This is a genomic window from Streptosporangium sp. NPDC023963 (assembly GCF_040639135.1).
GTDB lineage: Bacteria > Actinomycetota > Actinomycetes > Streptosporangiales > Streptosporangiaceae > Streptosporangium.
The window spans coordinates 191,477-210,930 of the sequence record NZ_JBEZZK010000010.1 but is presented as its reverse complement, the minus strand read 5'-3'; the positions used below and the strand labels follow the sequence as shown (position 1 = coordinate 210,930).

Sequence of the window (19,454 nt, the reverse complement as noted above, 5' to 3'; positions counted from 1 at the left end):
CGACCCCACACCGTATCCGGCGATTACCCCCAGTCACGACGCTTCAAAGTGGATTGTGGAATTTCCACTTCATTTCTAGAGTGATCGAGCACGCCGTACCCCCTCCCCTCAGGGATACCGGATGCCTGAAACGTGGCCGCTCGCCGGGCACCTCCCCACGACAGCCGGGGTAGCCCAGCCCGTCCGCAGTAGTGACCTCACCGTGCGTGAGGATGCCTCCGAAGAACTCCGGAGGCTCGTTTTGCGCGCCAAAACCGGAGATTCGGATGCTTTTGGCACGCTCTACGATCGTTATCTCACCCTGGTGTACCGCTACGTCTACTTCCGGGTCGGCTCACACCCACTGGCCGAGGATCTCACGAGCGAGACCTTTCTCCGCGCGCTCCGCCGGATCACGGACTTCACGTGGCAAGGGCGTGATTTCGGGGCCTGGCTCGTGACCATCGCGAGGAACCTGATCACCGATCACTTCAAGTCCGGCAGGTACCGCCTTGAGGTCACGACGGCCGAGGTGATCGACACACCGCTCGACGGGCCGCACATCCCGGAGAACGCCGTCGTCACCGCGATGATCAGCGATCGGGTGCTCACCGCCGTCCGCGGCCTCGGCCCCGAGCAGCAGGAGTGCGTGGTGCTGCGCTTCCTGCACGGCATGTCGCTGGCGGAGACCGCGCTCATCATGGGCAAGAAGAGCGGCGCCATCAAGGCACTCCAGTTCCGCGCGATCCGCGCCCTGGCCCGCGCGCTGCCCTCGGACCTCAGCTGAGACCGGCCGTCCTCGGCCCGTCGTCTCCCGGCCGCGGCCGCCACGCCCGAAACAATGTTCCCATGCCGATGTGGCGCAGCGCGTAACCTGCCGTGCCGAGTCGTCGTTAGGCAAGTGACACCGATGGATCATGAGCTGGGGGCGGCAGGGAGCGTTCATGGGGAAGTGGCTGCCCGGATTCTCGCGGAGGTCGCAGGCGCGCATTCAGGACCGCGTGTCACGACTCGGCGCCCGCATGGCGGCCACCCCCGGGCCCGAGTTCAACGCCAGGCTCCGCGAGCGGCTCACCCAGTCCCCTCCGGGAGAGGACGTCCCCGAGCAGCGGCCGGTGGGCCCCCGCCACTCCCGGCGGAGGTCCCGTACGGGGCTGTTCCCGCGATTGCTGAGCATCGCCCTGGTGGCCTCGATGGCGGTATCCGGCATGTGGACCTACCGGTCGATGCCCGGTGACGCCTTCTACCCGCTCAAACGCGCCGCCGAGAGGACGCTGTTCCACCTGAGCAGCGACGACGCCGAGCGGGCCGACCGCTCCTTCGGCTACGCCGAGACCCGCGCCCGCGAGGTCAAGGAACTCCTGGGCTCGGCCGAGGGCGAGGGCGGGCGCGAGGAGGTGATCGGGGAGACCCTCCAGGCCATGGAGGACACCACGCGCTCCGCGGTGACCTCCCTGCGGCAGATGCGGCGCCGCGACTCCGCGAGCGCCAAGGAGCTCAAGCGCTTCGTCCAGAAACAGCGCACCCAGATCGCCGGGATGATCCCCAAGATGGGAGCGGAGAACCAGCGCAAGGCCCACGTCTACCTCAACTACATCGAGGGCCTGGCCCCGCCCGAGTAGCCGGTCCGGTACCGGACCGGCCCCACCCCCACCGTCCCGGACCGCCGAGAAAGGGAGCGGGGCCGCCTGCCCCTCCCGGAGCGGGACATCGGAACCCGGCTCCGGCCCCGGCGGGCTCGCGCGATGTCGTACGACACCAAGACGTCATATCCGGCTCATACCGACGCTACTGATCTCACCCCTCTGTCCCGGTTAAGCTGAGGTGCTATGAGGCGGCTACTACGACGGCGGGACGAAGCGGAGACGACCAGACGGGCGACGGTCGGGGAGGTCGCGGCGGGCGAGGTCGCCGCCGCGGCCGCCGTGGCGATGCCGATGGCCGAGCCCGACCCGGTGTCCGCCGCCTTCTTCGACGTCGACAACACCATGATGCGCGGCGCCTCCATCTACCACTTCGCCCGTGGTCTCGCCTCCCGGGGCCTGTTCACCAGCAAGGACCTGTTCAGGTTCGCGATGGGCCAGGTGGTCTTCCGGATCCGCGGCGACGAGAACCCCGCGCACATCGACGAGGCCAGGGAGACCGCGCTGGCGTTCGTCGCGGGGAGCAAGGTCGAGGAGATCGTCCGGCTCGGCGAGGAGATCTACGACGAGGTGATGGCGGACCGCATCTGGGCGGGCACCCGCGCCATCGCGCAGGCACACCTCGACGCGGGCCAGCGGGTCTGGCTGGTCACCGCGACCCCGGTGGAGCTGGCCCGGGTGATCGCCCAGCGCCTCGGCCTGACCGGCGCGCTCGGCACCGTCGCCGAGACCGAGAACGGCGTCTACACCGGCCGCCTGGTCGGCGACCTGCTCCACGGCCCCGCCAAGGCGGAGGCCGTCAAGGCCCTGGCCCGCAGGGAGGGGCTCGACCTGTCGCGCTGCTCCGCCTACAGCGACTCGGCCAACGACCTGCCCCTGCTCTCCCTCGTCGGCCACGCCACCGCGATCAACCCGGACGCCGAGCTGCGCGAGTTCGCCCGGCAGAACAGCTGGGACATCAAGGACTTCCGTACGGGGCGCAAGGCGACCATGATCGGCCTGCCCATCGCGGCGGGTGCCGGAGCCCTCGCGGGCGGCATCGCCGCCGCCGTCGCCCTGCGCCGCCACTACCGCTCCGGCCGCTGACCCTTCGCTCGCGCCACTCCACCCTCCCCGCCGTCCTTGGCCGCCCCCGGCCGTGACGGCCCTCCTCGGTAAGGCCTCGAAGCTCGGAAAGCCCGGAAGAGCTTGGGGAAGGAGCCTCGGAGAAGGGCTTCGGGGAAGGCTTCAGAGGAAGGGAGGGAAGGCGTGGCCGCGCCTGAGCCGGAGCTCGTCGAGCTGCTGCTGGACGACCTCCCTGACCTGGTCGGTGAGGTTGAAGACCAGCATGGGGTCGTCGGCGTCGGCGGGGTCGAGCTCGTCGGTGCGGATCGGCTCGCCGAATCCGATCATCCACTTGGACGGGAGCGGGACCAGCCCGAGGGGCCCGAGCCAGGGGAACAGCGGCGTGACCGGCAGGTAGGGAAGGCCGAGCACCCTGGCCAGGATCCGCAGGTCACCGATCTTGGGGTAGATCTCCTCCGCGCCCACGATGGCGCAGGGAACGATCGGCACGCCCGCGCGGATGGCTGAGGCGACGAAGCCGCCCCGGCCGAAGCGCTGCAGCCGGTAGCGATCGGAGAACGGCTTGCCGACCCCCTTGAAACCCTCGGGAAAGACGCCGACGACCTCGCCCTTGCGGAGCAGCCGGTCGGCGTCCTCGCGGCAGGCGAGGGTGTGGCCGGTCTTGCGGGACAGGTGGCCGAGCACCGGGAGCCGGTAGACCAGGTCGGCCCCCAGGAGACGGAGCGCGCGACGTGCGGGATGGTCGTCGTACAGGGCCACCTGCAGCATGAGCCCGTCGAGCGGGAGGGTTCCGGAGTGGTTGGCCACGATCAGGGCTCCGGAGTCGCCGGGCACGTTGTGCATGCCCACGGTCTCGGTGCGGAACCAGTGGCGGTACAGCGGGCGGATCAGCTCCAGCAGCACCCTGTCGGTGAGCTCCGCGTCGAACCCGAACTCGTCGACCTCGTAGTCGCCGGTCACCCTGCGGCGCAGGAAGGCGAGCAGCTCGGCCAGCCGGTGATCGTCGTCTTCCTCGCCGGCCGGCGGCCCGGAGAAAGGCCACCCGGCCTCGGGGCCAGGTTCGCCGGACGCTTCCGGGAAGAGGTCGCCGGACGCGCCTGGAGCTTCCGGGAAGGACGCACCGGGAACTCCCGGGGAGAGGTCACCGAGCGTACCGGACGCTTCGAAGGGGGGTTCGCCGGACGGGTCGGGGAGGTGCTCGCGGGAGGCGCGGGCCCTGGTGATGGGAATCACCTCGGCGTCCTCGCCCCCGGTCACCCCCTCGCTCATCCCGTCACCGGCCGGGACACCATGTCCATCAGGGCCGCGGGAAGGCCTCCGGCCAGGTCACGCGCGCGCAGGAAGTCCTCGAAGGCGGCCGCGGTGGAGAACTTCGGCCTCCAGCCGAGTTCCGTGGACAGCGCGGTGGTGTCCACCACGCGTCCGTGACACATCAGGCGGAGTTGCTCGGGGGAGAATCCGACCAGTCCCGCGCTCCGGGCGAGGTCGCCCATGAAGCGGAACACGGGAGAGGGGACGGGCATCGGGAGCAGGCCCGCCCTGCGCGCGCACTGCGACAGGAGCAGCACGCCGTCTCCGGCCACGTTGAACGTGCCGGGGTGGTCCTCCATCGCCATCCGCCGCAGCACCTCGACCGCGTCGTCCTCGTGGACGAACTGCAGCCGCGGGTCGAACCCGAGCACGGTCGGCAGGACGGGCTGGGTGAAGTAACGCGTCAGCGGCGAGTCGACGCCGGGTCCCATGAAGTTGGCGAACCTGAGCGTCGACACGGCCACGTCGCGGCGCCGCCTGGCGAAGCCCCGGACATAGCCCTCCACCTCGGAGGCGTCCTTGGCGTAGCCGCGGCTCGGCGGCTCTCCCGGCTCGGCGTCCTCGGTGAAGACCGCGGGGTCGTGCGGGGAGGAACCGTAGACGGCGGTGGTCGAGCGCACGACGACGCGGCGGACCGTCGCGGACCGCTGACAGGCACCGAGCAACTGCATGGTGCCGATGACGTTGTGCTCCTTCATGAGAGCGCGGCCGCCGCTCCTGGGGGGAGCGCTCACCAGACTCATGTGAACGACGGTGTCGATGTCGGCGGCCGCGATCACCTGGGCGATGTCGGGGCTGCGCAGGTCGACGCGGACGAACTCCGTCCGGCCGAGAGGTACGCCGCCATCACGTGAGAGCGAGGGCGGCGGCACCGTATCCACTCCGATGACCCGGTCGATGTCCGGGTCATCCGCGAGAACGCTCGCCACTCGGGCGCCGATGTGGCGCGAGACCCCGGTGACAAGCACGGTGTGGGTCATCGGCGCCTCGCAGATCCGCGCTACTTCTTGTTACGCCGCTGGATGCGGGTCTTCTTGAGAAGCTTGCGGTGCTTCTTCTTCGCCATGCGCTTACGGCGCTTCTTGATCACAGAGCCCACGGGACCCCCAGGTAGCTGGTAGCCGAGATTGTCGAACCGGTGCGCGAGAGCACACCGGCACAACAGACTACCGGCGATCCACGGTAGATCGCCCCTAGGGGGACCCCGGGCGCACGAACTCACGACGTGGTGACCACGCCGCTACCCCGACGAGACAGGGACCGGCTCTCCAACGGTCATACCGGAAATCATGCCCCGGTCAGACCGGAAGGAGCAGGACCATGAGCGCCCAGCGCGTCTGGCTCACCTCACGGCCGGATCGTTGCCCCGGCCGCTCGGCTCGACGCGTCGAGCCCACCCTGCCTCAACCTGCCTCGATGTAGGCATCCCTCAGATAATCGTGAACCGCCTGCTCCGGCACCCGGAAGGATCGACCGACCCGGATGGCCGGCAGCTCGCCCGAATGCACGAGTCGGTACACAGTCATCTTGGACACCCTCATGACAGTGGCCACTTCTGCCACCGTCAGGAACTTCACCTCGCTGAGAGGTCTTTCGCCTGCACCCATCGGACGCCTCTTCCGCACGTGTATCCGGGTTATCCCCACTGGTGCCATTGCTCACGCACGTGTACTGCTGTCAGCGTAAGTCGGGACCCCTGTCACGCAAACCCCCTATTTTCTCAGCCTTCGGAGTCTCGCGTCAGCGAAACAGCTGAAATCGCTGGCCAGCAGCCGGACCGTGCCCCTCGCATTGATCTTGGAACGGACCAACTGTCTCCCATTAGAGTCGCCCACAATCACCAAAAAGTTGGCAAACGGTCGGCGAGGTGCGTGGAATGCAGGCGCGAAATGCCCGTATAGGGATGACCTAATTTGCGCATCCCCCGTCTCAGAGGGCCCGTACGACCCTCTCGACCAGGTGGTTCGTCAGCGGTTCGTAATACCTCGGTAGCACGTTGTCGTCGAGCGGAACGGTGACCGCGATCTTGCCCTCGGCCTCCCCGACGAAGAGGGCGGGGTCGTTGCTGTCGGCGAATCCGACCGTGAGGATGCCCGCCTCGCCCGCCGCCCCGGCCCAGCCGTGGTCGGCGATCACCAGATCGGGACGGTCCGCGCCCAGCTCGGCGATCATGGCGCGCATCGGGGCGGGGTCGTGGGTGTGCACGAAGGCGCCCTTGTCGTCGAGCATCGCGACGTCGTCCAGATAGCGGATCTTGCGCCTGCGGCCGAACCCGCTGCCCCAGTACGACCAGCCCTCGGCCGGGGCCATCAGGGTCACGCCGCGCGCCCTGAGCGTCCGGCCCAGGGCCATGTGGATGGTGAGCAGGCCGGTGGGATGCCCGGTGGCGATCAGGATCCGCGGGTTCTCCCCCCGGAGCACTCCGGCGATCGTGTCGCCCATCTTCTCGACCGCCTCGATCGTGCGGTCGGGGTCGATGGTGTCCTGCCCCTCCCGATGACGGGGATCGGCCACGACCCCGGCGGACTTGGCCATCAGCTCCAGCACGTCCCGGTAGGACCAGGCGCCCTCCATCGTCAACCCGAACATGTAGTGCGGGTCGCGGTTGGACAGCGACCGGTAGTGGTCCAGGTTGTTCTCCCGGCTGGTCGCCACGTCACCGGCGATCCGGGTACGGACCAGGTGCTCACGAAGCTCAGCGCGCGTCATCGGTTCCTCAGTCCAGTTTGCCGGCGGACCATGTGTGCGGGCCGTGGTCACGGGAGGGGATCGAGCCCGTGGAAGGGGAAGACGGCATTCCTCGTCGCCATGATGGCCCGGTCGATCGGGTCTGCTGGGTCATAACCAGCGGAGAAATCGCGAAATTCCGGGTCTCGTCCATCGGTCAGCGTGAGCGGCGCCGTCTGGTTGGTCCGTTCCTTGACGAACGTACGCCATGCCTCGGGAGTGGCCGTCCCGGGGTCGAGGGGGTGGCCCGCCACCTCCGCGATCAGGTGCGTCCACGCCCGGGGCACGACCTGCACCAGCTCGTACCCCCCGCCGCCGGTCACGACCCACCGCCCGCCCGCGGTCTCGTGGGCCAGCTCGTGCAGCGCCGCGTACGCGGCCCGCTGGCCGTCCAGGCTGAGCATGAGGTTGGCCAGCGGGTCGAGGGCGTGGCTGTCGCAGCCGTGCTGGGTGACCAGGACGTCGGGGGCGAACTCCCGCAGCAGCGGCGGGACCACCGCGTGGAAGGCCCTGAGCCAGCCGCTGTCGCCGCATCCGGCGGGCAGGGCCACATTGACCGCGGTGCCCTCCGCGCCGCGCTCCTCGGGGAACCCGGTGCCGGGGAAGAGGGTGCGGGGGCTCTCGTGCAGGCTGATGGTGAGAACCCTGGGGTCGTCGTAGAAGAGCGCCTGCACGCCGTCGCCGTGGTGCACGTCCACGTCCACGTAGGCGATCCTGGACGTCCCCTGGGCCAGCAGCCACGCGATCGCCGCGCCCGGGTCGTTGTAGACGCAGAACCCGCTCGCCCCGGCGGCCATCGCGTGGTGCAGACCTCCGGCGACGTTGACCGCGTGCTCGGCCTCGCCGCTCCACACCGCGCGGGCGGCGGCCAGGCTGGCGCCGGTGATCAGCGCGGACGCCTCGTGCACCCCGGGGAAGGCGGGGTTGTCCGTGGTCCCGAGCCCGTGGGCGAGGTCGGGCCGCCCGGTGGCGGAGACCCGTTTGACGGCCTCGATGTAGTCGCGCTCGTGGACGAGCGCCAGCTCGTCGTCGGTGGCGGGCTCGCAGCCGCCCATCTCCACCCGGTCCAGCACGCCGAGCTCCCTGGCCAGCGCCATGGTCAGCTCGACCCGCACGGGCGCGAGCGGGTGCCCGGGTCCGAAGTCGTACGAGGTGAGCGCATCGTCCCAGACAACCCGCACGGACCGGCTCATGCGCACTCCCTGTCTGGTCGCGACGCCGCGCGTCACGGCCGATCTTCCTGCTCCCGGCTCGACGTTACCGCACGTGTACGGAATGACGTTTACGCGGCCGTCTCGGAGAACGCACCCGTTTTCATCTGAGCGAAATATCCAGATTTATTGCCATAAGCGAGCATGTTTGACGGCCGCTACTTGAGGGGTCGAGGAGGAGATCGGGACACCCGCCGGAGGCCGGACATCCCCGCAGCGGCCGTACCCCGGGCAGGGAGACCAGACGGATCAGACGATCAGACGGAGGAGACCCGGCGCAGTCCCCTGACGGCGGGGACCAGCAGGAGGGCGGCGCACCCGGCGACCGCCACGATCGAGGACCCGGCCAGCAGCTGCGGCGCGCCCACCGCCCCGGCCACCGGACCGGCGAGCACCTGGCCGACCGGGACGAACAGGGTCGAGCCGGCGACCTCGTACGCGGTGACCCGGTTGAGCGCCTCCGCCGGGACCTGGGTCTGGATGCTCGTGGCCCACATGACCGACCAGAACGCCCACCCGGCGCCGCCGACCACGTGCGCGGCCATGAGGACCGCGGGCGGCGACGCCACGGCGATGGAGAGCGGCTCCAGGGCGAAACCGAACAGGCCGATCGCGCCGGCCATCAGCGGCCGTCCCGGGCGGACCCGCATGGCGACCAGGCCGCCGACGATGGTGCCCGCGCCGGAGGCGGACATGACCAGGCCGTAGGCGGTCTCGCCGAGCCGTTCGCTGATCAGCACCGAGCCCAGCGGGATCATCGGACCGAACAGGGTGACCCCGAAGACCGCCCAGACCAGGATCACCGACCACATCCAGGTCCTGGACCGGAACTCCTGCCACCCCTCGCGCAGGTTGCGCCACATCGACCGCTCGGCGACCGGCCCCGCGACCACCGGCAGACGCAGGAGGAGCAGGCACACCGCGCTGACGGTGAATCCCGCGGCGTCGATCGCGAAGACGACGCCGACCCCGGAGAAGCCGACGATGGCGCCGGCGACGCCGGGACCGGCCAGCAGCATGATCGACTCGGAGACGCGCAGGGTGGCGTTGGCCTTCTGCACGTCCCGCGCCACGCGCGGGACGGTGCTGGAGACGCCGGGCTGGTACATCGCGGCGGCGACGCCGTTGACCGCGGAGATGACGAGGATCTGCCAGAGGTCCGGCCTGCCGAAGACGAACAGGGCCGCGGCGGTCCCCTGGCTCACCACCCTGACCGTGTCGGCGCCGATCATCATGCGGCGCGGCGTGAACCTGTCGGCGAAGACCCCGCCGAACAGGATGAGCACCGCGAAGGGCGCCATCCACGCGGCCAGTGCCAGCCCCACCCCGGTGGAGCCGTAACCGAGCCCGCCGACGCCCACCGCCGTCGCGAACGGGACCATCGCGGCCCCGAGCATGGAGACGGACCTGGCGGTGAAGAAGAGCAGGAAGCTCCGCGTCCAGACAGCGGGTCCGTCCTGTTCCCGCCCCCGCCCGTCAGCCGACACGGCCTGCTTCACGATCGCCTCATTCCCCGAAGTTCCGGGAAAATGATGCCGTATGTAGGAAAGTTTCCTAATAGAGGGGGTGGCTCAGCCCTCGCCCGGTTCCTGGCCCGGCCTCCGGCTCAGCCCCCGTTCGGTTCCCGGCCCGGCCTCCGGCTCAGCCCTCGGCGAGCTGGCGTCCCCGGTCCCTGGCGGCCTCGATGGCGGCCAGGAAGGCGGCACGGACGCTGTGCCGCTCCAACTCGGCGATGGCCGCGATGGTGGTGCCGCCCGGCGAGGTGACCGCCTCGCGGAGGATCACCGGGTGCTCCCCCGAGTCACGAAGCATGATCGCCGCCCCGACGATCGACTGGGTGACCATGTCGAGGGCGGCGGCGCGGGGCATGCCGAGCAGGATTCCGGCGTCGACCATCGCCTCGACCAGGTAGAAGAAGTAGGCGGGACCGCTGCCCGACAGGGCCGTGGCCGCGTCCTGCTGCGACTCGGGGATGCGCAGCACCTTGCCGACCGGGCTGAACAGGTCCTCGGCCCGCTTGAGGTGCTCCTCGGAGGCGTGCGCGCCCGCGGAGATCACGCTCATCGCCTCGTCGACCAGCACCGGCGTGTTGGACATGACCCGGACCACGGGGATGTCGGCGCCGAGCCGCGACTCGACGAACGAGGTCGTGATGCCCGCCGCCGCCGAGACGACCAGGCGGTCGGCCGGGATGTGCCCCGCGATCTCGGCGAGCAGGGACCCCATGTCCTGCGGCTTGACCGCGAGGATGATCGTGTCGGCGTCCTTGGCCGCCTCGGTGTTGGAGGCCACCCGCACGCCGTACCGCTCCGCGAGGGCCTGGCGCCGCTCGGCGCGCCGCGCCGTCGCGATCACATCGCCCGGCTTGAACCCGGCCCTGAGCAGCCCGGACAGCAGGGCCTCACCCATCTTGCCGGTGCCAAGAATCGCGATCATGTGAGCACCTCGAAATCGTGGATCGGAACTTCCCGCAGCCTATCGGCCCCGCCACCGGGGGAATCATCTCTCGTGACGGTCGCAGGCGGTACACGACCGTGGACGTACACCGCCGAGAGGGGAAGGGAGGTCCGGCAGCGCGATGTCCGAGTGTTCTGAACCTCTCCGGACCCCGATCCGTCTTAGGAGTATGCGTATGATCGCGACCTCTATCCTGGCCGGAAGCCTCCTGCTGGCGCTGGGCTGCGGCGCCGAACCCAGCGCCACGGTCACCGCCGCCTCCCCCTCGCGGCCGGTGAGTCAGGCCACCTCCCTCCCCGGCGGTCCCTCCGAGCCCGCGAGCCACAGCGTGGCCCCCCGGAGCGAGCCCACGAGCGGTGCCCCCAAGCCGACGAGGCCCGAGGGGCACACCGACAACCCCCGCAAGGTCAGATGGCTGAAGGCCAAGCCGTCGAAGGACGGCCGGAGCCTGCGGGTCACCTGGTGGTCCGGGGTGGAGCCGTGCAACGTGCTCGACCGGGTCACCGTGCGCGAGACCTCCAAGCGGGTGACCGTCACCCTCTGGGAGGGCCCGAGCAGCAAGGTCCAGAACGTCGCCTGCATCGAGATCGCCATCCAGAAGGTGACGACCGTCAAGCTCAAGAAGCCCCTCGGCGCCCGCAAGGTCGTCGACGGCGCCCGCTGACGCGGCGACCCGGCGCGGGAGAGGCCGCGCCCGAGTACACCCCTCGCGGGCGGTGGCCGGGCCACCCCGGTCACCGCCCGGGAACGATCACGCGTGTTCCCTCGTCAGAGGGGGTGACGGACACCACCCTGTTTCCCCGGAAAACGGGAATGCCTCCGCGCGGCCGAAGGTTGAGCCCAATAGACTCAAGTCGTTTGACAAACGTCACACGAGGTTCCACTATGAGTCTCATCGACTCAACTTTGACTACAAGGACGTACTCATGGCACGTGCGGTAGGTATCGACCTGGGGACGACCAACTCCGTCGTCTCGATTCTTGAGGGCGGTGAGCCCACCGTCATCGCCAACGCTCAGGGTTCGCGGACCACGCCGTCCGTGGTCGCGTTCGCGAAGAACGGCGAGGTCCTCGTCGGAGAGGTCGCCAAGCGGCAGGCCGTCACCAACGTCGACCGGACGATTCGCTCGGTCAAGCGCGAGATGGGCACCAACTGGTCCGTCGAGATCGACGGCAAGAAGTCAAACCCGCAGCAGATCAGCGCCTTCGTGCTGCAGAAGCTGAAGCAGGACGCCGAAGCCTACCTGGGCGAGAAGATCACCGACGCGGTGATCACCGTTCCCGCCTACTTCAACGACGCCCAGCGCCAGGCCACCCAGGAAGCCGGCACCATCGCCGGCCTGAACGTGCTGCGCATCATCAACGAGCCCACCGCCGCCGCGCTGGCGTACGGCCTCGACAAGGAGAAGGACGAGACCATCCTCGTCTTCGACCTCGGCGGCGGCACCTTCGACGTGTCCCTGCTCGACGTCGGCCAGGAGGACGGCCACGGCTTCGTCGAGGTCAAGGCCACCAGCGGCGACAACCACCTCGGCGGCGACGACTGGGACCAGCGCGTCGTGGACGAGCTGGCCAACCGGTTCAAGAACGCGCACGGCGTCGACCTGACCAAGGACAAGATGGCGCTGCAGCGCCTGCGCGAGGCCGCGGAGAAGGCCAAGATCGAGCTCTCCAGCCAGTCGGAGACCTCCATCAACCTCCCCTACATCACCGCCTCGGCCGAGGGTCCCCTCCACCTGGAGGAGAAGCTCACCCGCGCCGAGTTCCAGCGGATCACCGCCGACCTCCTCGAGCGGTGCAAGGGCCCGTTCAACCAGGTCGTCAAGGACGCCGGGATCAAGGTCTCCGACATCGCCCACGTGGTGCTCGTCGGCGGCTCGACCCGCATGCCCGCCGTGGCCGAGCTCGTCAAGGAGCTGACCGGCGGCCAGGAGCCCAACAAGGGCGTCAACCCGGACGAGGTCGTGGCCATCGGCGCCGCCCTGCAGGCCGGCGTGCTCAAGGGCGAGGTCAAGGACGTCCTGCTGCTCGACGTGACCCCGCTGAGCCTGGGCATCGAGACCAAGGGCGGGATCTTCACCAAGATCATCGAGCGCAACACCACGATCCCGACCAAGCGCTCCGAGGTCTTCACCACGGCCGAGGACAACCAGCCGTCGGTGCAGATCCAGGTTTACCAGGGCGAGCGCGAGATCGCCGCGTACAACAAGAAGCTGGCCACCTTCGAGCTGACCGGCATCGCCCCGGCGCCGCGCGGCATCCCGCAGATCGAGGTCACCTTCGACATCGACGCCAACGGCATCGTCAACGTCTCCGCCAAGGACCTCGGCACCGGCAAGGAGCAGACGATGACGATCACCGGCGGCTCCGCGCTGCCGAAGGACGACATCGAGCGCATGATGCGCGAGGCCGAGTCCTACGCCGAGGAGGACAAGAACCGCCGCGAAGAGGCCGAGACGCGCAACAACGCCGACTCGCTCGTCTACCAGACCGAGAAGTTCCTCGGCGAGAACGCCGAGAAGGTCCCGGACGACATCAAGAACGAGGTCAACGAGGCCGTCTCCGAGCTCAAGAAGGCTCTGGAGGGCACCGACTCGTCCGTGATCCGCGCCTCCGCGGAGAAGCTCGCCACGGTCAGCCAGAAGATGGGATCCGCCATCTACGCCCAGGCGCAGGGGTCGGAGACCCCGGCCGGCGCGCCCGACGCGGACGCCGCCGACGGCGGGCAGAAGGCCGACGACGACGTGGTCGAGGCCGAGATCGTGGACGACGAGCCGAAGCGCGACAACGGCGCCAAGTGACGGTCGGAAAGCCGAGGGGAGCACCAGCGTGAGCACGCGCGAGAACGGTTCCGAGGAGGAGCCGGTGATCCGCGACAACCGGAAGATAGACCCGGAGACGGGGCAGGTACGCGAGGCGAGCCCGGCCGAGACCACGGGCCAGAACGACAGGGAGCAGGCGGCCGACCAGCCGTCCTCCCTGGCGTCCGACCTGGCCTCGATCGAGCTGGCCACCCAGCTCGCCGAGCGCACCGCGGACCTGCAGCGCCTTCAGGCCGAGTATTCCAACTATCGCAAGCGGGTCGAGCGGGACCGCGTGGCGGTCAGGGAGCAGGCGGTGGCCGGCGTGCTGGCCGAGCTGCTGCCGGTCCTCGACGACATCGGCCGGGCCCGCGACCACGGGGAGCTGACCGGCGGCTTCGCCAAGGTGAGCGAGTCACTGGAGGCGGCCACCGGGAAGCTGGGGCTGAGCACCTTCGGCGCCAAGGGCGAGCCGTTCGACCCGACGGTGCACGAGGCTCTGATGCACAGCTACTCCCCCGACGTCACCGAGCCGACCTGCGTGGAGATCCTCCAGCCCGGTTACCGGATCGGCGAGCGAGTGCTCCGCCCCGCGCGCGTCGCGGTCGCGGAGCCAGAAGAGCCCGCCGCGGACGACAACTGACACCCCCACATCTGATCTCTGAGAAGGAACGTAGATGAGCACCAAGGACTACCTGGAGAAGGACTACTACGCCGTCCTTGGTGTGCCCAAGACCGCTACGGCCGATGAGATCAAGAAGGCGTACCGGAAGCTGGCCAGGCAGTATCACCCGGACGCCAACCCCGGAAGCTCGGCGACCTCCGAGAGCACCGCCAAGTTCAAGGAGGTCTCGGAGGCGTACGACATCCTCTCCGACACCAAGCGCCGCAAGGAGTACGACGAGGCGCGGACGCTGTTCGGATCGGGCGTCGGCGGCTTCCCGGGGGCGGGGGGCGCTCCGCGCGGGGGTGGTTTCCCGTTCGACCTGGGGGACCTGTTCGGGGGGACCGGCCAGCAACAGCAGCAGAGCGGCGCCGGAGATCGCATCGGCGACCTCTTCGGCGGGCTCTTCAACCGGGGCGGCGCGAGCCGCCCCGGGGGGACGGCGAGCAGGGCGCGGCGCGGCCAGGACATCGAGTCCGAGGTCACGCTCTCCTTCTCCGAGGCGGTGGAGGGCACCACGGTGTCGCTCCGCCTGACCAGTTCCTCCGCGTGCACCGGATGCGGAGGCACCGGCGCCAAGGCCGGGACCACCCCGCGGGTCTGCCCGACCTGCGAGGGCACCGGGGCGGCCAGCCGCAACCTCGGCAACTTCGCCTTCTCCGAGCCGTGCCGCGACTGCAAGGGCCGCGGCCTGCTGGTCGACGACCCGTGCCCGGTGTGCGACGGGAGCGGGCGGGGCAAGAGCACCCGTACGATCCAGGCCCGCATCCCCGCAGGGGTCGGCGACAACCAGCGCATCAAGATCAAGGCCAAGGGGGCGCCGGGCGAGAACGGCGGTCCCGCCGGTGACCTCTACGTCCAGATCCACGTCAAGCCGCACCCCGTGTTCGGCAGGACGGGCGAGAACCTGACGGTCACCGTCCCGGTGACCTTCACCGAGGCCGCGCTGGGCGCCGAGATCAAGGTGCCGATCCTGAAGGGGCTGCCGGTCACGCTGCGCATCCCCGAGGGCACCCCGAACGGCCGCACCTTCCGGGTGCGCGGCAGGGGCGTGGCCCGCAAGGACGGCACCAAGGGCGACCTGCTCGCCACGATCGAGGTCCTGGTGCCACAGCAACTGGAGGACAAGGCAAGGGGCGCCCTCGAGGAGTTCCGCGACGCCACCTCGGGTGGTGACCCGCGGGCGGACCTGATCGAACAGGCCAGAAGCGAGTAGCCATGGAAGCCAACTACTTCGATCTGTCGGACGACACACCCGTCTACGTGATCTCGGTGGCCGCCCAGCTGTCAGGTCTGCACCCGCAGACCCTGCGCCAGTACGACCGTCTCGGCCTGGTCAGTCCGGGCCGGACGGCGGGACGCGGACGCCTGTACTCCACCCGCGACATCGTGATGCTCCGCGAGGTGCAGCGGCTCTCCCAGGAGGAGGGCATCAACCTCGCGGGCATCAAGCGAATCCTGACCCTCGAGACGGAGGCCCTGCGCCTGCGCGACGAGAACCACCGCCTGCGCGCGGAGATGAACATGATCCGCGCGCTCATCCAGTACCAGCTGCCCCCCGCCTGAGACTCCGTCCCACGCCTTCAAGGACGCGTCTGTGACCGGCCCGTGAGAACGCGCCGGCTTCACAGCCGACCCGTGAGGACCCCGCCGGGCCGGCGTCGCCATCTGACACAGCACTTTCGAGTGAGGCCTGACAAGCATGGACTACAAGCTCACCCAGAAGAGCCAGGCGGCGGTCTCCTCCGCCATCAGGCGGGCGGCCGCCGAGGGTAATCCCGAGGTCGCCCCGGCCCATCTGTTCACCGCGCTGCTCAGCCAGACCGGCGGCACCGCCGTACCCCTGCTCGAAGCGGTGGGCGCCGACTGGAAGCGGCTGCGCGTCGAGGCGGAGAAGCAGCTCGCGGCCCTGCCGAAGGCGCAGGGCTCCACGGTCAGCGCCCCGTCGAGCTCCAGGCAGCTCCTCACCGTGATGAACACCGCGGCCCAGCGGGCCCGCGGGCTCGAGGACGACTACGTCTCGACCGAGCATCTGCTGGTCGGTCTCGCCGCCGACGGCGGTCCCGTCGCCGCGCTGCTCAAGGCGAACGGCGCGAGCCCGAACGCGCTGCTCGACGCCTTCGAGAAGGTGCGCGGCCACGCCAGGGTGACCAGCGAGACGCCCGAGGACACCTACCAGGCGCTGGAGAAGTACGGGATCGACCTGACCGAGCGGGCCAGGGCGGGCAAGCTCGACCCGGTGATCGGCCGCGACTCGGAGATCCGGCGCGTCATCCAGGTGCTCAGCCGCCGTACCAAGAACAACCCGGTGCTCATCGGCGAGCCCGGCGTCGGCAAGACCGCGGTGGTGGAGGGGCTGGCCCAGCGGATCGTCGCGGGCGACGTCCCCTCCAGCCTGCGCGACAAGCGCCTGATCGCGCTCGACCTCAGCGCGATGGTCGCCGGCGCCAAGTACCGCGGCGAGTTCGAGGAGCGCCTCAAGGCGGTGCTCGGGGAGATCAAGGAGAGCGACGGCCAGGTCGTCACCTTCATCGACGAGCTGCACACCATGGTCGGCGCGGGTGCCGCCGAGGGCGCGATGGACGCGGGCAACATGCTCAAGCCCATGCTGGCCCGCGGCGAGCTGCGGATGATCGGCGCGACCACGCTGGACGAGTACCGCGAGCGCATCGAGAAGGACCCCGCGCTGGAGCGGCGCTTCCAGCAGGTCTACGTGGGCGAGCCCACCGTCGAGGACACCATCGCCATCCTGCGCGGTCTCAAGGGCCGCTACGAGGCGCACCACCAGGTCCAGATCTCCGACGGCGCGCTCGTGGCCGCCGCCGCGCTCTCCGACCGCTACATCACCTCCCGCTTCCTGCCCGACAAGGCGATCGACCTCGTCGACGAGGCGGCCTCCCGGCTCCGCATGGAGATCGACTCCCGCCCGGTGGAGATCGACCAGCTCCAGCGGAACGTCGACCGGATGAAGATGGAGGAGCTGGCGCTCGCCAAGGAGACCGACGAGGGCAGCCTGCAGCGGCTGGAGCGGCTCCGCAAGGAGCTCGCCGACCGCCAGGAGGACCTCAACGCCCTGGTCGGCCGCTGGGAGCGGGAGAAGGCGGGCCTCAACCGGGTCGGCGACCTGAAGAAGCAGATCGACGAGATGCGCGGCGCCGCCGAGCGCGCGCAGCGCGACGGCGACTTCGAGGCCGCCTCGCGGCTGATGTACGCCGAGGTGCCCAAGCTGGAGGCCGAGCTCGCCGAGGCCAGCAAGGCCGCCCAGCCCGAGGACGCCATGGTCAAGGAGGAGGTCGGCTCCGACGACATCGCCCAGGTGATCTCCTCGTGGACCGGCATCCCCGCGGGCCGGCTGCTCGAGGGCGAGACCGCCAAGCTGCTCCGCATGGAGGAGGAGCTCGGCAGGCGGCTGATCGGCCAGCGGCAGGCGGTCGAGGCGGTCTCCGACGCCGTACGGCGGGCGCGGGCGGGCATCTCCGACCCGGACCGGCCGACCGGCAGCTTCCTCTTCCTCGGCCCGACGGGCGTCGGCAAGACGGAGCTGGCCAAGGCGCTGGCGGACTTCCTGTTCGACGACGAGCGGGCGATGGTCCGCATCGACATGAGCGAGTACGGCGAGAAGCACAGCGTCGCGCGCCTGGTGGGCGCCCCTCCCGGCTACATCGGCTACGAGGAGGGCGGCCAGCTCACCGAGGCCGTGCGGCGCAGGCCCTACGGCGTGGTGCTGCTGGACGAGGTCGAGAAGGCCCACCCGGAGGTCTTCGACATCCTGCTCCAGGTGCTCGACGACGGGCGGCTCACCGACGGGCAGGGCCGGACGGTCGACTTCCGCAACGTGATCCTGATCCTCACCTCCAACATCGGCTCGCAGTTCCTGGTGGACCCGGGCATGGCGAAGGAGGCCCAGCGGACCGCCGTGATGGCCGCGGTCAGGAACGCGTTCAAGCCGGAGTTCCTGAACCGGCTCGACGACGTCATCCAGTTCGACGCGCTCGGCACCGAGGAGCTGTCCAGGATCGTGGACCTGCAGGTGGTCCACCTGGCCAGGCGCCTGGCGGACCGGCGGCTCACGCTGACCGTGACCCCGGCGGCGCGCGACTGGCTGGCGCTGACGGGCTACGACCCGCTGTACGGCGCGCGTCCGCTCCGCCGCCTCGTCCAGTCCGCGATCGGCGACAAGCTGGCCAAGGAGGTGCTCTCCGGCGAGGTCCAGGACGGCGACGAGGTGCTGGTCGACCTCGACGAGGCGAGCGACTCCCTGCGCATCGGCCCGGTGAGGACCTGACGGCGACGAGGACCTGACGGCGACCGGGCGCGGCCCGTCGACGGCCCGTCAGCGGCCCATCGACGGCCCGGCGGCGGGCGGGTCCCGGTAAGGCCCGGTAACGTCCCGGCAGCCGGGCGGGTGAGCCCCGGTAAGGCCCGGTGACGGCCTGACGGCGGGCGGGCGAAGCCCGGTAATGGCTTGACCACCATTGAGCTAAGCCCGCCCCCGGGCGAGACCCCCCTGTTACGTTCGGTTTTCGTCGGATTACCGAACGCAACAGGGGGATGCGCATGTCGAACTCAACACGGAACATCCGAGGGATCCTCGCGATGGCGGTGCTCACGGTCGGCGCCGGCCTGACGATGGCCTCTCCGGCGTCGGCGGAGGTCGCGCCCTGCCCGGAGCAGGGCACGGCGGCCGTGCAGGGGGCTCCCGGGACGGTGGCGTGCGAGGAGACCGCCGCCGGGACCGCCACGACGCCCGAGGGGGCACAGGCCGCGACCGGCACCGTCGCACCGCCGGCCACGACCGGCACCGTGGCACCGCCGGCCGCGAGCACCGGCGAGATGCCGATGACCGCGGGCGCCACCGAGACGGCGGGCGGCGCGCAGGCGCCGACCGCGCCGAGCGGCACGGAGACGCCGGTCGTCGCGGGCGACACGGAGACGCCGATCACGGCGGGCGGCACGGAGACGCCGATCACGGCGGGCGGCGCGCAGACGCCGATGACGGAGACGCCGGTAACGGTGAACGACGCTCAGGCGCCGGTGGCCGTCGACGGTGCCGGGGCCCCGGTGGCCGCGAACATCGGTGAGACGTCCGTGACCGCGGACCGGCTCGCCCGTGTCACCGGCCTGCCCCAGCTCTCCGAGCCCTCCGCCGTGGTCAGCTTCGCCGACGCCGGGGGCGTCGCCGCGGGCACCGGCTTGCACGCCCTGCCCTTCGGGCAGTCGAGCCTTCCCGGCCACGAGTGGACGACCTCGTGGGTGAGCGTCGTGGCCGAGGCGCCGGACCTGCCCGGTCTGCCGAGCGCGCCGAGCGCTCCCAGCGACGGCATCAGCTGGCTGCGGGCCCCGGCGCCTCCGGCACCGGGCGAGCTCTCTGAGGCGGCGGTCGCGCCGGTCGAGGAGCCCGCGCCCCCGCTGCCCGTTCCCGCCCCGGCGGACGCCGCCACCGAGAACCTGCCGCCGGCCGACCTGCCCAACGTCGACCTGCCCGCGGCCGAGATGCCCGCGGCGGAGACGCCCGCCGAGGACATGCCCACCGCGAACCTGACCACGCAGGAGTCGCCGGCCGCCGCACGCCCGGAGACCCCCGCACTGCCGGAGA

General features: G+C 70.3%; 16 protein-coding genes and 2 pseudogenes. 10 read left to right on the top strand and 8 right to left on the bottom strand.

Annotation, left to right across the window (positions count from 1 at the left end; translation table 11 throughout):
* Positions 1 to 121: 121 nt before the first annotated feature.
* From AB0F88_RS27780 to AB0F88_RS27770, 3 genes are all read left to right on the top strand, one after another.
* Positions 122 to 766, top strand: coding sequence for a sigma-70 family RNA polymerase sigma factor (locus AB0F88_RS27780; RefSeq protein WP_362690109.1), 645 nt, complete (start codon positions 122 to 124; stop codon positions 764 to 766).
* Positions 767 to 923: 157 nt separating this feature from the next.
* The gene (locus tag AB0F88_RS27775) at positions 924 to 1,601 is read left to right on the top strand and encodes a DUF5667 domain-containing protein (protein ID WP_362690106.1); all 678 of its coding nucleotides are present in this window, start codon (positions 924 to 926) and stop codon (positions 1,599 to 1,601) included.
* Between the two features lie 309 nt (positions 1,602 to 1,910).
* On the top strand, positions 1,911 to 2,708 hold the full coding sequence (locus AB0F88_RS27770; RefSeq protein WP_362690466.1) for an HAD-IB family hydrolase: 798 nt from the start codon (positions 1,911 to 1,913) through the stop codon (positions 2,706 to 2,708).
* Between the two features lie 141 nt (positions 2,709 to 2,849).
* On the opposite strand, the gene AB0F88_RS27765 is transcribed toward AB0F88_RS27770, so the two are convergent.
* The 8 genes from AB0F88_RS27765 to proC form a co-directional block, all read right to left on the bottom strand.
* Positions 2,850 to 3,956 (bottom strand): lysophospholipid acyltransferase family protein, encoded by a 1,107-nt coding sequence (locus AB0F88_RS27765; RefSeq protein ID WP_362690103.1) that lies wholly within the window; start codon positions 3,954 to 3,956, stop codon positions 2,850 to 2,852.
* Positions 3,953 to 4,978: an NAD-dependent epimerase/dehydratase family protein gene (locus AB0F88_RS27760; protein ID WP_362690100.1), complete on the bottom strand. Its 1,026-nt coding sequence runs from the start codon at positions 4,976 to 4,978 to the stop codon at positions 3,953 to 3,955. Before AB0F88_RS27760 ends, AB0F88_RS27765 begins: the two co-directional genes overlap by 4 nt.
* A 20-nt stretch (positions 4,979 to 4,998) precedes the next feature.
* On the bottom strand, positions 4,999 to 5,097 hold the full coding sequence (locus tag AB0F88_RS27755) for an AURKAIP1/COX24 domain-containing protein (RefSeq protein WP_018654693.1): 99 nt from the start codon (positions 5,095 to 5,097) through the stop codon (positions 4,999 to 5,001).
* Positions 5,098 to 5,401: 304 nt separating this feature from the next.
* Entirely contained in the window at positions 5,402 to 5,605 is a 204-nt protein-coding gene (locus tag AB0F88_RS27750) for a helix-turn-helix domain-containing protein (protein WP_012887307.1), read from the bottom strand.
* Positions 5,606 to 5,927: 322 nt separating this feature from the next.
* Positions 5,928 to 6,707 (bottom strand): phosphatase, encoded by a 780-nt coding sequence (locus AB0F88_RS27745; RefSeq protein ID WP_362690097.1) that lies wholly within the window; start codon positions 6,705 to 6,707, stop codon positions 5,928 to 5,930.
* Between the two features lie 47 nt (positions 6,708 to 6,754).
* Positions 6,755 to 7,918 carry an acetoin utilization protein AcuC gene (locus AB0F88_RS27740; RefSeq protein ID WP_362690094.1) on the bottom strand — a complete coding sequence of 388 codons (1,164 nt, stop codon included), beginning with the start codon at positions 7,916 to 7,918 and terminating at the stop codon, positions 6,755 to 6,757.
* Positions 7,919 to 8,193: 275 nt separating this feature from the next.
* Complete coding sequence (locus AB0F88_RS27735; protein ID WP_362690091.1) at positions 8,194 to 9,435, bottom strand: MFS transporter; 1,242 nt, start codon at positions 9,433 to 9,435, stop codon at positions 8,194 to 8,196.
* A 142-nt stretch (positions 9,436 to 9,577) separates the two neighbouring features.
* Positions 9,578 to 10,372, bottom strand: coding sequence for a pyrroline-5-carboxylate reductase (proC, locus tag AB0F88_RS27730; protein ID WP_362690089.1), 795 nt, complete (start codon positions 10,370 to 10,372; stop codon positions 9,578 to 9,580).
* Positions 10,373 to 10,568: 196 nt separating this feature from the next.
* Between proC and AB0F88_RS27725 the strand changes: the two genes are divergently transcribed.
* The 7 genes and pseudogenes from AB0F88_RS27725 to AB0F88_RS27695 form a co-directional block, all read left to right on the top strand.
* Complete coding sequence (locus AB0F88_RS27725; protein WP_362690086.1) at positions 10,569 to 11,057, top strand: hypothetical protein; 489 nt, start codon at positions 10,569 to 10,571, stop codon at positions 11,055 to 11,057.
* A 262-nt stretch (positions 11,058 to 11,319) separates the two neighbouring features.
* Positions 11,320 to 13,194: a molecular chaperone DnaK gene (gene dnaK / locus AB0F88_RS27720; RefSeq protein WP_362690083.1), complete on the top strand. Its 1,875-nt coding sequence runs from the start codon at positions 11,320 to 11,322 to the stop codon at positions 13,192 to 13,194.
* Between the two features lie 28 nt (positions 13,195 to 13,222).
* Positions 13,223 to 13,837: a nucleotide exchange factor GrpE gene (grpE, locus tag AB0F88_RS27715; RefSeq protein ID WP_362690080.1), complete on the top strand. Its 615-nt coding sequence runs from the start codon at positions 13,223 to 13,225 to the stop codon at positions 13,835 to 13,837.
* Positions 13,838 to 13,871: 34 nt separating this feature from the next.
* Positions 13,872 to 15,074 carry a molecular chaperone DnaJ gene (gene dnaJ / locus AB0F88_RS27710; protein WP_362690077.1) on the top strand — a complete coding sequence of 401 codons (1,203 nt, stop codon included), beginning with the start codon at positions 13,872 to 13,874 and terminating at the stop codon, positions 15,072 to 15,074.
* A 2-nt stretch (positions 15,075 to 15,076) separates the two neighbouring features.
* Positions 15,077 to 15,352, top strand: a pseudogene (locus AB0F88_RS27705) (helix-turn-helix transcriptional regulator); the annotation flags it as partial.
* Positions 15,353 to 15,560: 208 nt separating this feature from the next.
* The gene (gene clpB / locus AB0F88_RS27700) at positions 15,561 to 18,143 is read left to right on the top strand and encodes an ATP-dependent chaperone ClpB (RefSeq protein WP_362690074.1); all 2,583 of its coding nucleotides are present in this window, start codon (positions 15,561 to 15,563) and stop codon (positions 18,141 to 18,143) included.
* 311 nt (positions 18,144 to 18,454) lie between these two features.
* Positions 18,455 to 19,454: pseudogene (locus AB0F88_RS27695) on the top strand (hypothetical protein); the annotation flags it as partial.